Source organism: Roseateles depolymerans, from assembly GCF_003387155.1.
GTDB lineage: Bacteria > Pseudomonadota > Gammaproteobacteria > Burkholderiales > Burkholderiaceae_C > Roseateles > Roseateles depolymerans.
In genome coordinates this window covers 101,248-115,325 of the sequence record NZ_QUMT01000006.1, presented here as the reverse complement: position 1 = coordinate 115,325, position 14,078 = coordinate 101,248, and the positions used below count along the sequence as shown (strand labels likewise).

8 protein-coding genes are annotated in these 14,078 nt (G+C 67.1%); 4 read left to right on the top strand and 4 right to left on the bottom strand.

Going from position 1 to position 14,078, the window contains the following annotated elements; genetic code table 11:
* Positions 1-49 precede the first annotated feature (49 nt).
* The 4 genes from dnaG to argA form a co-directional block, all read right to left on the bottom strand.
* A complete protein-coding gene (gene dnaG, locus DES44_RS22505) occupies positions 50-2,227 on the bottom strand; it encodes a DNA primase (RefSeq protein WP_058934413.1) in 2,178 nt (725 codons plus the stop codon).
* A gap of 330 nt (positions 2,228-2,557) precedes the next feature.
* Positions 2,558-2,860 carry an H-NS histone family protein gene (locus DES44_RS22500; protein WP_058934414.1) on the bottom strand — a complete coding sequence of 101 codons (303 nt, stop codon included), beginning with the start codon at positions 2,858-2,860 and terminating at the stop codon, positions 2,558-2,560.
* Between the two features lie 152 nt (positions 2,861-3,012).
* Positions 3,013-3,288: an oxidative damage protection protein gene (locus DES44_RS22495; RefSeq protein WP_058934415.1), complete on the bottom strand. Its 276-nt coding sequence runs from the start codon at positions 3,286-3,288 to the stop codon at positions 3,013-3,015.
* An 80-nt stretch (positions 3,289-3,368) separates the two neighbouring features.
* Positions 3,369-4,709: an amino-acid N-acetyltransferase gene (argA, locus tag DES44_RS22490; protein WP_058934416.1), complete on the bottom strand. Its 1,341-nt coding sequence runs from the start codon at positions 4,707-4,709 to the stop codon at positions 3,369-3,371.
* Positions 4,710-4,814: 105 nt separating this feature from the next.
* Here argA and DES44_RS22485 point away from each other — a divergent pair, with 105 nt between their 5' ends.
* The 4 genes from DES44_RS22485 (at position 4,815) to DES44_RS22470 (ending at position 13,983) form a co-directional block, all read left to right on the top strand.
* Positions 4,815-5,213, top strand: a complete 399-nt coding sequence (locus tag DES44_RS22485; protein ID WP_058934417.1) for a VOC family protein — start codon at positions 4,815-4,817, stop codon at positions 5,211-5,213.
* A 466-nt stretch (positions 5,214-5,679) separates the two neighbouring features.
* Positions 5,680-9,660, top strand: coding sequence for an ATP-dependent RNA helicase HrpA (gene hrpA, locus DES44_RS22480; RefSeq protein ID WP_058934419.1), 3,981 nt, complete (start codon positions 5,680-5,682; stop codon positions 9,658-9,660).
* A gap of 109 nt (positions 9,661-9,769) precedes the next feature.
* A complete protein-coding gene (locus DES44_RS22475) occupies positions 9,770-11,587 on the top strand; it encodes a serine/threonine protein kinase (RefSeq protein ID WP_147307191.1) in 1,818 nt (605 codons plus the stop codon).
* Positions 11,584-13,983 carry a serine/threonine protein kinase gene (locus tag DES44_RS22470; protein ID WP_058934421.1) on the top strand — a complete coding sequence of 800 codons (2,400 nt, stop codon included), beginning with the start codon at positions 11,584-11,586 and terminating at the stop codon, positions 13,981-13,983. The genes DES44_RS22475 and DES44_RS22470 overlap by 4 nt, the downstream gene beginning before the upstream one ends.
* The last annotated feature ends 95 nt before the right edge of the window (positions 13,984-14,078 follow it).

The window sequence follows — 14,078 nt, the reverse complement described above, 5'->3', positions numbered from 1 at the left end:
AAAGCGCTGGATTATCCACCAGATTTGGGCAATGGTCAAAATTCGGGGGTTAAACGGCCTTCAATTCCTCAATTTGGTGGCGGATCAACTTCAATTTGCCAATGTCGGGGGATTTGCTGACGGCAATTTGGGACGCTTCCTGCTCCAGGCGAACAATCCAGAGTTTGCGCATCACATGCCGGAATTCGTCGTGGACGGCTTCGTCAGGGGGAGGGGCGGTGAGCGGGCCGCCGCACACGCGCTGGGCCAGCTCCAGTTGATCTGCTTCCACCAGCGCGACCTGCAGCACGGCCCATGGGCTGGGGCCGTGATCCATCATGAAGCGCTCCAGCCAGGCGATGAGTTGACCGTGTTCGGCCGGCAGTTCGTGCAGCAGCTGCAGGTCCTGCTCGCTCAGCACCTGCCAGAGCTCGCCGTGCAGCAGCAGCATGCGCACGGCATGGTCCATCGGGGCCGGAGGGGCCTTGCGGGGCATGCCGATGGTGGGGTCCTGGTCGCGACGTTTCCAGTCGCCCCATTTGCCGCCCTTGCCTCCGAATTTGCCCTTGAAATCGCCCTTGCCCTTGAAACCGCCGCCTTGACCGGAACCGCCGGGGCCGCTGCCGCCGCCGTATTGGCCATAGCCACCCCCTGCACCGCCTGCGCCGGAGCCAGCGGGACCGGACGAGTACCCTCCGCCCTGCGGCTGCGAAGGCCAGCCGGGGGCGGCACCCGCGCCGTAGGCATCGGCCGGCGGGGCGACGTCGTGCAGTTCCCCATGGAACTCACCGTCGTCGCCATAGGCCGAAGCCGGAATATCGGGGAAGTGATGGCCTGGATCGGCGCTGTCCGCGTGCGGGGTCGCCCGCATCGGGCGGCCGTTGGCGGTGTGGGGGTCGGCATGACGCTCATTGCGCTCACCGCGTGGGCGCGGGGCGGTGGCCTGCCACAGGCCCAGCAGTTCCTGGTCCGGCAATTGGGCGCGGCGGGCCAGTTCACCGAGCAACTGGCGCTTGAGCAGGCCGTCGGGCAGGGCGAACCACAGCGGCCGGGCATTGGTCAGCATGCGGGCACGGCCTTCGGGGCTGCCCAGATCGCAGCCTTCAGCGGCGCTGTCCATCAACTGGCGAGACAGTGGAATGGCCTGCTCGACGCAGCGCTCGAAAGCCTCCGGCCCCAGTTCCCGCACATAGGAATCGGGGTCGTGCTCGGCCGGGAGAAACAGGAACTTGATGCTGCGCGTCTCGGTCGCGTGGGGCAGGGCAGCCTCCATGGCGCGGGCGGCTGCGCGCCGACCGGCGGCGTCGCCGTCGAAGCTGAACACCACCGATTCGGTGAAGCGAAAGAGCTTTTGCACATGGTCCTGGGTGCAGGCGGTGCCCAGCGTCGCCACCGCATTGCCAAAACCGCTCTGCGCCAGCGCCACCACGTCCATGTAGCCTTCCACGACCAGCGCGTAGCCGCGGCGGCGCATGTCCGGACGGGCCTCGTACAGGCCGTACAGCTCCTTGCCTTTGCTGAAGACCGGGGTTTCCGGGGAATTCAGGTATTTGGGCTCGCCTTTGTCCAGCACCCGACCCCCAAAGCCGATGACGTCGCCCTGGACGTTGCGGATGGGGAACATGATCCGGTCGCGAAAGCGGTCGTAGCGGCGCTGTTCCGCTTCGCTCTTGCCAGGGTCGTCCTGCAGGATGACCAGGCCCGTTTCCACCAGCAGCGGGTCGTCATAGGCGGGGAAGGCGCTGGCGAGCGTGCGCCAGCCTTCCGGGCTGTAGCCCAGGCCAAACTGCGCGGCGATCTGGCCGGTCAGGCCGCGGCCCTTGAGGTAATCGATGGCGCGGGGGCTGGTTTTGAGCTGCTGGCGGTAGTGCTGGCCGGCTTTGGCCAGCACTTCGGTGAGGGTGGCCTGGCGCTGCTTGACCTGCTTCTCACGCTCCCGGTCTGCCGGGCTGCGGTCGTCTTCGGGGACCTGCATGCCGGCTTGCTGGGCCAGGTCGCGGACGGCGTCCACGAAACCGATGCCCAGGTGCTCCATCAGGAAGCCGACGGCATTGCCGTGCACGCCGCAGCCGAAGCAGTGGTAGGTCTGGCGGGAGGGGCTGACGATGAAGCTGGGGGACTTTTCGCCGTGGAAGGGGCACAGGCCCTTGTGATTGATGCCCGCTTTTTTCAGATCGACGTGGCGGGATACGACCTCCACGATGTCGACACGAGAAAGAAGATCTTGAATAAAGCCAGGCGGGATCACCCCTGGATTCTACGTCCCCGGTGGATTAGCACCCCCCCACGCGCTGCGCGCGCCCCCCAGGGGGCAAGACGGAGCCCGGTGGATTAGGCCCCCCCCCTACGCGCTGCGCGCGCCCCCCAGGGGGCAAGACGGAGCCCGGCAAAGCCGGATCTCCGGTCTTCGCTGGGGGCGGGCGGCAGGGAGACTGGCGCGGTGGGGGAAGGGGAGTGGCCGCCCTCTATTTTTTTGGCGAGGTGGGGGTGGGGGGCGTGAGGGGGATGGGTTGCGGGAATAAAAAAAGCCATCAGGGACTGATGGCTTTTTGTTTTTGCTGCGGGCAGCAGCGGGGGATTACAGGGCGAAATCTTCCAGCTTGGCGCCGTTGGCAATCGCCGCCTTCAGCCACTTGGGCTGCAGGCCGCGGCCGCTCCAGCTTTCGCCAGTCGCCTGGTTGCGGTACTTGGCGGCAACCTTCGAAGCCTTCGCGCCAGCCGTCTTGGTGCTGCGTGCCGTCAGATCCGCCACATTCAGTCCATATTCGGACATCAGCGACTTCACTTTGGCGATCGCGTCAGCGCGTTCACGCTCCTGGGTTTCCGCGATTTGCTGTTCAAGAGCGGCCCGTTGGGCCAACAGGTCTTTGAGCGATGCCATTTATGCAATTCCTCACAAGGTTCAACAGCCAAGGCCCGAAATAGGGCATGTGCCATTATATGCAGCGATATCTATAACTCTGCAAGAGGGTAATTGCCAACGGACGCAAATTTGACAACGAATGAGGGGCGACCTACCTGTCAAAGTCAGGCTTAACCGGCGGTGGGCGGCACATATCCCGCCGGCTGTTCCGCGCCGCCGCCAAAGAAGAACTGCTCCATCTGACGGGCCAGGTATTGGCGGGCGCGCTGGTCCGCCAGATTCAGGCGGTTTTCGTTGACCAGCATGGTCTGGTGCTTCATCCAGGCCGCCCAGGCTTCCTTGGATACATTTTCATAGATGCGCTTGCCCAGTTCGCCAGGGTAGACCGGGAAGTCCATGCCCTCGGCTTCCTTCTTCAGATAAACGCATTGGACGGTACGAGCCATATCAACCTCGATGCTCAAAGAGTGTGGGGACAGTCGCGAAAATCAGTCGCGACCGAATGAAACAAATGTTCAACCGGCGGTCAGGCCAGTTTCTTGACCAGCACCTGGGAGCGGCGGTCCCAGTTGTACTTGCGCTTGCGCTCTTCCGGCAGCCAGTTTGGATCCACCGGCTGGAAGCCTCGTTTGATGAACCAGTGCATGGTGCGGGTGGTCAGCACAAAAATGCTGGTCAGCCCCATGGCACGTGCACGCTGCTCGATGCGCTTGAGCAGCCGCTCCCCATCGCCCTGGCCCTGCACGGCGCTGGAGACGGTCAGTGCCGCCATTTCCGCGGTGCGCGCTTCCTGATACGGATACAGCGCGGCGCAGCCGAAGATCACGCCATCGTGCTCGATGACGGTATAGGCCTCGACATCCCGTTCGATTTCGCTGCGGTCCCGTTTGACCAGCGTGCCGTCCCGCTCAAACGGCTCGATCAGGGCAATCAGGCTGCCAATATCGTCGTGGGTGGCTTCGCGCAGGCTTTCCAGTTTCTCGTCCACCACCATGGTGCCAATACCATCGTGGGTATAGACCTCCTGCAGCAGGGCGCCATCCACCGCAAACGGCAGGATGTGGCTACGCTCCACGCCCGCTTCGCAGGCTTTCACGCAGTACTGCAGATAGAAGCCGACATCGGTGGGCTGCGTGGGCGGCGGCAGCTTGGCCATCAGCCGTTTCGCATCGGCCAGGGCCAGTTCGGTATCGATGTTGCTGTCCGGGTCTTCGGGGTTTTCGCGCACCCCCGCGACTTCCGTCATGAACAGCAGCTTGTCCGCCTGCAGCGCAATGGCGGTGGCGGTGGCCACATCTTCCATCATCAGATTGAAGGCGTCGCCCGTCGGCGAAAAACCAAACGGCGACATCAGCACGATGGCGCCAATATCAATGGCCCGCTGGATGGCGGCTGCATCCACGCGCCGGACAATCCCGCTGTGCTTGAAATCCACCCCGTCCACGATGCCCACCGGCCGGGCCGTCAGGAAATTCCCGGAAACCACCCGCACGGTGGAATTGGCCATTGGCGTGTTGGGCAGGCCCTGCGAGAAAGCGGCCTCGATTTCAAACCGCAACTGACCCGCCGCCTCCTGGGCGCAATCCAGGGTGATGGCATCCGTGATGCGCATGCCATGGCTGTAGAGCGCCGGGTGGCCCTTGGCCGCCAACTGCTCATTCACCTGCGGGCGAAAGCCATGCACCAGCACGATCTTGATGCCCATGGCATGCATGATGGCCAGATCCTGGACAAAACTGTTGAGCTTGCCGGCGGCAATCATTTCCCCGGTCATGCCGACGACGAATGTCTCGCCGCGGTAGGCGTGGATATAGGGGGCCACCGCGCGGAACCACGGAACGAAGGTGTGGGGGAAGACCAGGCTCATGAGCGCGAATTGTGCCGTACCCTGTCCCCGGGGCGCGGGTTTACGGCCACTTGATGTGCGCAGGCCCTCGCGCGAGCATCCAGTCTTCACACAAGGGAGCCTGCAATGGATGTGTTCAAGACCCACGGCGCGTTCAGCTGGTCCGAGCTGATGACCTCCGCCCCGGACCAGGCGGCCGAGTTCTACGGCAGCCTGTTCGGCTGGAAACTGGAGTCGATGCCCATGCCCGGCGGGGCCAGCGGCGAGCTGTACCGCGTGGCCAAGGTGGCGGAAACCGCCGTCGGCGGCCTGTTCAAGACCCCCGACGGGGCGCCGATGCCGCCGCAGTGGATGACCTACGTCACCGTGCAGGATGTGGACGCCACCGCCGCCAAGGCGGTGGAACTGGGCGGCAAGATCCTGATGCCGGTGACCGACATTCCCACCGTCGGCCGCATGGCCACCGTGCAGGATCCGCAGGGCGCGGTGCTCAACATCATCACCTACTCGCCGCGGATGTCCTGAGCGGCGCAGGGGCGGCGGGGCCTGGCGCACCGACAGTCCGGAGCGGGGGGCGGATAATGCGCCCCCCGTGAGTCAAAACAATTCATCCTCCGTGTCCGCCTCCAAGGCCTCGCCGAATTCCCCCGCAGACTCTGACGCCAGCGCGCCCAGCAGCGCCCAGGAGAACCGGACAGAACCGCATCAAGATCGCCAACCGGATCGCCAACCGGATCGCCACCCGGATCGCCGTACGGAGCCCCGTAGCGAGCGCCGTCCCGACCGCGGTGCGGATCGTCGTCCTGAGCGTGGTCCCGATCGTGGCGCCAATCGTGGGCCCAATGGTGGGCCCAATGGTGGCCCCAATCGTGGATCTAATGGCCGCGACCAGCCCCGCCACGAGTCCTCCCGCGCCCCGGCACCGGCCACCCCCATCCCGCCGATCGAGTTCCCGGAATCGCTGCCCGTTTCCGGCCGTCGCGAGGAGATCATGGCGGCGCTGGCGCAGCACCAGGTCGTCATCGTCTGTGGCGAGACCGGCTCCGGCAAGACCACCCAGTTGCCCAAGATCGCTCTGGCCATGGGCCGCGGGCGCGGCAATGGCGGCGGCCTGATCGGCCATACCCAGCCGCGGCGGATCGCCGCCTCCAGCGTGGCCAAGCGCATCGCGGAGGAACTGAAGTCCCCCCTCGGCGAGGTGGTCGGCTACAAGGTCCGTTTCCAGGACCGGCTCTCGCCCGGCGCCTCGGTCAAGCTGATGACCGACGGCATATTGCTGGCCGAGACCCAGACCGACCCGCTGCTCAAGGCCTATGACACGCTGATCATCGACGAGGCCCACGAGCGCAGCCTCAACATCGACTTCCTGCTGGGCTATTTGCGGGAGATCCTGCCGCGCCGGCCAGACCTGAAGATCATCGTGACGTCGGCCACCATCGACGCCGACCGCTTTGCCCAGCATTTCGCATCGGCCAAGGGGCCGGCGCCGACCATCATGGTGTCGGGCCGCCTCTTCCCGGTGGAGCAGCGATACCGCCCATTCGAGGAATCCAAGGACCACGACCTCAGCGACGCCATCTGCGAGGCGGTCGATGAGCTCTGGCGCGAAGGCTCCGGCGACGTGCTGGTCTTCCTGCCCGGCGAGCGGGAGATCCGCGAGGCCGCCGAAGCCCTGCGCAAGCATCATCCGCCCGGCGTGGAAGTGCTGCCGCTGTTTGCGCGGCTGTCCCAGCAGGAGCAGGACCGCGTCTTCCAGCCGCACGGCCAGCCGCGCATCGTGCTGGCCACCAACGTGGCGGAAACCTCGCTGACGGTGCCCGGCATCCGCTACGTGGTGGACCCGGGTCTGGCGCGGGTCAAGCGCTACAGCTACCGCAACAAGGTGGAACAGCTGCAGATCGAGTCGATCAGCCAGGCGGCCGCCAACCAGCGCGCCGGCCGCTGCGGACGGGTGAGCAACGGCATCTGCGTGCGGCTGTATGACGAGAAGGACTTCCTGTCCCGCCCGCGCTTCACCGACCCCGAAATCCTGCGCAGCTCGCTGGCCGGCGTGATCCTGCGGATGAAGGCCCTGCACCTGGGCCAGGTGGAGGACTTCCCGTTCATCGAGCCGCCGCCCCGCAAGGCCGTGGCGGACGGCTATCAGCTGCTGGCCGAGCTGGGCGCAGTGGATGAGCGCAACGAGCTGACGCCAATTGGCGAGGAACTCTCGCGCCTGCCGCTGGACCCCCGGGTGGGCCGCATGATCCTGGAGGCCCGCAAGCGGGATGCGCTGACCGAGGTGCTGATCATCGCCAGCGCCCTGTCCGGCCAGGACGTGCGCGACCGGCCAATGGACCAGCAGCAGCAGGCCGACGAGAAGCACAAGAAGTTCGACGACGAGCGTTCGGAGTTCATGGGCTATCTCAAGCTCTGGAAGTGGCTGGGCGAGTCGCGCGGCAGTGCGCCGGAAGAGGGCGCCAGCCCACACGCCGGGGCCCCCGGCAACGGCCAGGCGCCCCGCACGCACAAGCTGAGCAACCGCCGCCACGAGCAACTGCTGCGCGACAACTTCGTCAGCCCGCGCCGGGTGCGCGAATGGCGCGACATCCACTCCCAGCTGCACACCGTCGTGGCCGAGATGGGCTGGCGGCTCAACGGCGCCGCGGCCACCTACGAGCAGGTCCACCTGTCCATGCTGGCCGGCCTGCTGGGCAACATCGGCTGCAAGGCGGACGATGACGACTGGTACCTGGGCGCCCGCGGCATCAAGTTCTGGCGCCATCCGGGCGCTCACCTGAGCAAGAAACCGGGCCGCTGGATCGTGGCGGCCGAGCTGGTGGACACCACTCGGCTGTTCGGCAGGGGCATTGCCGCCATCGAGCCGCAATGGCTGCCCGGCATCGCCGGCCATCTGATCAAGACCCAGCTGCTGGAACCGCACTGGGAGAAAAAAGCCGCCGAGGTCATCGCCCTGGAGCGGGCCACGCTGTATGGCATCGTGATCTACAACAACCGCCGGGTGAACTTCGGCCGGGTCGATCCCGTGGCGGCGCGCGAGATCTTCATCCGCGAAGCGCTGGTGAATGGGGAGTGGGAGACGCGCCTGCCTTTCCTGGCCCACAACCAGAAGCAGATCGCCAAGGTCGAGGAGCTGGAACACAAGTCCCGTCGGCAGGACGTGCTGGTGGATGACGAGCTGATCTACGCCTACTACGACCAGCATCTGCCGGCCGACGTCTGCTCCGGCGCCACGCTGGAGAAGTGGTGGCGGGAAGCCAGCCGCGGTCAGCCGCGCCTGCTGCATCTCAGCCGGGAAGAGCTGATGCGGCACGAGGCCGCCGGTGTCACCACCGATGCCTTCCCGCGGACCGTGCGCCTGGGCGGCGTGGATTGCAGCGCCACCTACCTGCATCAGCCCGGCGATGCGCGCGACGGCGTGACGGTCACCGTGCCCATCTACGCGCTCAACCAGGTGCAGGACGACCGGGTGGAATGGCTGGTGCCCGGCATGCTGGAGGCCAAGGTGCTGGCGCTGCTCAAGAGCCTGCATCAGAAGCCCCGGGCGCGCCTGACGCCCTTGCCTGATTACGTGCGGGAGTTCGTGGAGCTGACGCCGTTCGGGCAGGGCAGCCTGCTGGAGGTGCTGCTCAAGGCGGTGAAGGAGCGGACGCAGCTGGCCATCCAGCGCAACGACTTCAAGCTGGAGCAGGTGCCGGTGCACCTGTTCATGAACATCCGTGTGGTGGACGAGCACGGGCGCCAACTGGGGCAGGGGCGCAACCTGGCCGCGCTCAAGGCGGAACTGGGCGGACAAGCCCGGTCGGCCTTCCAGGCGCTGGCGGCGCTCAAGCTCAAGGGTGAGGCGGCGGGCGCCCACGACGGAGCCGCTGGGGATTCAGCGGATGCCCGGTCAGGGATGCAGCGCAGCGGCGCAGCCGCGGGATCGTCGGGCGGCGAGGACCGGCCTGACCGCCGCCAGGGCCGTGATGGGGGCGGCCGGGACACGGCGCCCCAGTCCGGCCGCGGCGCACAACGCCAGGCCGCACAGGCCCCCGGCAGCGCAGACGCCGTGGCCACGGGCGGCCCTGGCGGCATCCGTGCCACCGTCGCGCCGCCGCCCAAGCCGGCCGCCGAAGCCACCAAGACCTACACCAGCTGGACCTTCGGCGAACTGCCGGAGCTCATGGAGATCAAGCGCGGTCCGCAGACCCTGATCGGCTTCCCGGCCCTGATCGACCGCACGACCCATGTCGAGATCGAAGTCTTCGACGAGCCGGACGTGGCCGCTGCCAAGCACCGCGCCGGGCTGCGGCGCCTGATCGCCTTGCAGTTGAAGGAGCCGCTGAAGTATCTGGAAAAGAACATCCCCGACCTGCAGTCCATGGCCGTGGCCTACATGAGCCTGGGCACCAGCGAGGAGCTGCGTGACCAGATCATTGCGGTGGCGCTGGAGCGGGCGTTCCTGGGCGACCCGCTGCCGGTGGACGAATTCAGCTTCAAGGCGCGGCTGGAGGAAGGCCGGGCGCGCCTGAACCTGATCGCCCAGGAAGTGGCGCGGCTGGCCTACAGCGTGCTGCTGGAATATCAGGCGGCGCTGCGCAAGCTCAAGGACACCCGGTCCGCGCCCAAGGAGGTGGCCGAGGACATCCAGGCGCAATTGCAGCGGCTGATGCCCAAGCGTTTCGTGTTGCAGACGCCCTGGTCGCAGTTACAGCATTACCCGCGCTACCTCAAGGCCATCACCTTGCGCCTGGACAAGTTCCGCACCGACGCGGCCCGCGACGCCAAGCTGATGACCGAGCTCAAGCCGCTGGAGCAGCGCTGGCAGCGCCGGGTGGCTGAACGCAAGGGCGCAGCGGACGCGCGGCTGGATGATTTCCGCTGGCAACTGGAAGAGCTGCGGGTGAGCCTTTTCGCACAGGAGTTGCGCACACCGCAGCCGGTGAGTGTCAAACGCCTGGAAAAGGTGTGGGCGCAGTTACAAAACTGAGAGGAAAATCCCCGTTACTTTCGCGTGGCGAAGACATCGAGTTTTCTGTCCAATCGTCTACCTATAAGGACAGTGGCCCCTGGATCAGGCCGGGAGCCACCCACATCGCGTGTCTGAGACAACTTCCCCCCCTTCCGCCGCCCCCCTGCGGCGCTTTGGCCGTTTCGAGCTGAGGGCGCTGCTGCACAAGAGCCAGCGCAGCATGCTGTGGCTGGTGTTTGACACGCACCACGGCCAGGAGATGCTGCTGATGGTGCCGCGTGAGAAGCCGGCCAGCGAGGCGGCCATGCTGCAGTGGCTCAAGGCCATGGACGCCGCCTCGCGCATCCATCATCCGAATCTGGGCCATGTGGTGGAGACGGGCCGGGTGGATCCCTGGCCCTATGTGACCTACGACCGCGCGCTGGGGGAAACCCTGGAAGAGCGCATCGCCCGCGGCGCACCGCTGCCGCTGGATGCCGCCAAATGGGTGGCCCAGGCGCTGGAAGGACTGGCCTTCGCCCATGAGGCCGGCCATGCCCACCGTGACATTCAGTTGGCCCATCTCCTGATCGACCCGGCGGACCATGTGCGGGTGATCGGGCTGGAAGTGGCCCAGGAAACGCTGCCGCCGGATGCGGACTTCAACGCCACGCGCCGCGCGGTGCGGGAATCCGCCGAAGAGGACGTGGTCTCCATCGGCCTGGTGCTGCACCGGCTGCTGTCGGGGCGACCGGTGCTGGACGAGCCGGACCTTCGCGGCGTGCTGCAGCGCATGCAGCCGCAAGGGCAGGAACTGGTGCGCATGGGCTGGGAAACGCCCTATCCGATTCCGGACCCGCTGCGGGCCATCGTCAATCGCGCCACGGACCGCCAGGCCCGCCAGCGTTATCACCTGGCGCGCAGCTTCTGGCGTGCGCTCGACGGCTGGCGCCTCTCGGCGGAACAGGACGACGGCGGTCCGATCGCGCTGCTCAAGGACAAGATGCAGCGTTTCGGCCATCTGCCCAGCACCACTGCGCGCCTGGTCTCCACCGCCATGTCCTCGGCCATGGCCTCGCAGCATGCCAGCGAGCTGGCGGCGCTGGCGCTGAAGGACATGGCGCTGACCCTGGAGCTGCTGCGCCGCGTCAACAACGCGATGCGCCAGCAGGGCCACCCCAACAGTGGCGGCACGGTGCTCAACATGCAGCGGGCCATTGCCATGATGGGCCTGAACGGGCTGGAAGATGCCGCCCGCGCGCTCAAGCCGTGGCCGGGGCCGATGAACGAAGGCCAGGCCACCTTCATGCAGAGCCTGATGCGCCGGGTGCAGCGAGCCGGACAGGTGGCGCAGGCGCTGCGGCCCGCCGGGTATGACGGCGAGGTGGTCTACCTCATCAACCTGATGCAGAACCTGGGCCGCCTGCTGGTGCAGTACCACTTCCCGGACGATGCCCAGCAGATCCGGCAGCTGATGGTGCCGCCGGAGCCGACCGAGGAACATCCCAATCCGCGCGGCCTGACCGAGCAGAGCGCCGCCTATGCGGTGCTGGGCTGCGACCTGGAAAGCCTGGGCCTGGCGGTGGTCCGCTACTGGGGCCTGGGCGAGGAGCTGCAGCACATGATGCGTCGCCAGCCGCCCGATGCGGCGGTGCGTCATCCCGATGGCGACCTGGACATCCTGCGCCTGACCTGCAGCCTGGCCAATGAATTGATCGATGCCCTGCTGCTGCCCGAACGCAAGCGGCAGACCGGCATCGAGCTGGCGACGCGTCGATATGCCCGGGCCCTGGACCTGGGGCTGCGCGAGGTCTACGACGCGCTGGGCGCGTCGCAGGCCCAAGGGGAGACCACCAGCGGCGTGAACGACCCCACACAGGGCGCCGCCGCAGCCGCCGCACCGCGGTCCCGCCTGCGAGAGCGGGCCCAGCAGCAGACCTCGGCGCCCCGCAAGGACCCACCATGACCCCTGTGCCGCCCGCTGTCGGGCGCTTCAAGCCGCTGCGCAGCCTGGGGCGCGGCGCCCAGTCGCAGGTCTGGCTGGCCCATGATCCTCGATTGGACCGCGAGGTGGCGCTGAAGGTGCTGACGCAGGCGGTGGACCGGGCCAGTGTGGATGCCTGGCTGCATGAGGCCCGGGCGGTGAGCCGGCTGACCCATCCGAGCATCGTGCCGGTCTTCGAGGCCAACATGGAGGGCGGGCAGGCCTACATGGTCTTTGAATACGTGGCCGGCGGCACGCTGGCCGAGCACATGCGTCAGCGCGGCCGCTTGCCGGCGCGGGATGCGGTCGGCCTGATGCTGGGCGTGCTGGACGGGCTGCATGCGGCGCATGGGGCCGGTGTGGTGCACCGGGATCTCAAGCCGTCCAATGTCATGCTGGATACGCAGGGCCGTCCGCGCGTGATGGACTTCGGCATCGCGGCGCGCCTGAGCGGCTCGGCCAGCCTGGCGCCGAGCAACCGCATCGTCGGCACGCCGGGTTACCTGTCCCCCGAAGCAGCGCGGGGAGAACCGGCCTCGCCCGCGATGGACGTGTTTGCCGCAGCGGTGATGCTGACGGAGATGCTGTCCGGCCAGCGCCTGAACTACGACCCGGACCCCTGGCGGGCGGTGCGACGCGTGGCGGACCAGTCGCTGGAGCCGCCGGCCGATCTGGGCCCGGACAGTGATGATGCGCTGCGCGCCGTGCTGCTGCGCGGCCTGGCCCGGGATGTGGCGCAGCGCTGGCCCAGTGCCAAGGCGTTTCATGATGCGCTGGCGGCTTGGCTGCATCCTGCGGCGGAGGCGACCTCCGCGAGTGACGGCGGCAATGCCACGCTGGAATTCCTGCTGCGCCGCATGCGACACCGCAGCGACTTCCCCGCCATGGCGGACTCGGTGGCCCGCATCCAGCGCATGACGCAGTCGGAGAACGAAAGCCTCACGACGCTCTCCAATGAAATCCTCAAGGACGTTGCGCTGACCAACAAGCTGCTGCGGCTGGTCAATACCGTGCAGTTCAGTCATGCCGGCGGGGGGCACATCAGCACCGTCTCCCGGGCGGTGGCGCTGGTGGGGTTTGGCGGCATTCGCAATCTGGCGCTGTCGCTGGTGCTGCTGGAGCGGATGGAGAACAAGCAGCATGCGCAGCGGCTGAAGGAAGAGTTCCTGCGGTCGCTGATGGCCGGTTCACTGGCGCGGGAGCTGTGCCTGGTGCCGCGGGAGAACGAAGAGTCCTTCCTCACCACCATGTTCCAGGGCCTGGGCCGCCTGCTGTCGGAGTTCTATCTGCCGGAAGAGGCGCAACAGGTGCGACGCCTGGTGCGGCCGGAGCGGGGCATGGGCGACAAGGCCGCGCCTCCCATCAGCGAGGCGGCCGCTTCCGCCCAGGTGCTGGGCCTCAGTTATGAAGCGCTGGGCCTGGGCGTGGCGCGGCAGTGGGGCTTCCCGGACACGCTGCAGCGGACGATGGTGCGGCCCGACGGCGAGGCGCCGACCCGTCTGGTGGAGCATTCCCCGGACCGCATGCGCTGGCTGGCGCGCGCCAGCAATGACGTGGCCGACCTGATCCTGAACAGCGACCCGTCCGAAGCCTATGCCAAGGTGCGCGCCATGGCGCAGCGTTATGCGCGGGCGCTGGGCGTCGAGGCCAAGGCGATCGAGCAGGCGGCGGATCAGGCGCGCCAGCGGCTGTCCCAGCTGGCGCAGGCCATGGACATCCAGCTGCCCAAGAGTTCGCCGGCGCAGCGCCTGCTGGCGCCGTTGACGCCGTCGCTCGAGGACACGCTGTCACCGCATCAACTGCAGGCCACGCTCGTGCAGGGGCAGATGCCCGGGGGAGGACTTCCGCCGGAGGAAGCCTCCGCGGTGCTGGCGGCCGGCATCCAGGACATCACCAATGCGATGGTGGAGAGCTTCAAGCTCAATGAAGTGCTGCGCATGATTCTGGAGACCATGTACCGCGGCCTGGGCTTTCGGCGGGTGATCTTCTGCCTGCGGGACCCGAAGACCGAGACGCTCACCGGCCGCTTCGGCCTGGGCGACGGCGTGGAGGCGGTGGTGCCGCTGTTCCGGGTGCCGCTGCGGGTGATGCCGGGCTTGCAGCCGGATCTCTTCAGCGCGATCTGCATCAAGGGCGCCGACACGCTGATTGCCGATGCATCGCAGCCGAGGATCGCGGAGCGTCTGCCCCACTGGTTCCTCAACGGGGCGAAGGCGCACAGCTTCCTGATCCTGCCGATGGCGCTGCGCGGCGCACCGTTCGCCATGATCTATGCGGACAAGGCCGAGGCTGGCTCGGTGGTGCTGGATGAAAAGCAACTGGCGCTGCTGCGCACGTTGCGCAATCAGGCGGTGATGGCGTTCAAGCAGGTGAGCTGAGGCGACGGCTCAGGCTTGGGTGTCGGTGCCTCGCTGCATGGGCTGGATGCAACGTCTGGTTACTGCGTGTCCATCAGGTAATGACGAGCCGCAGC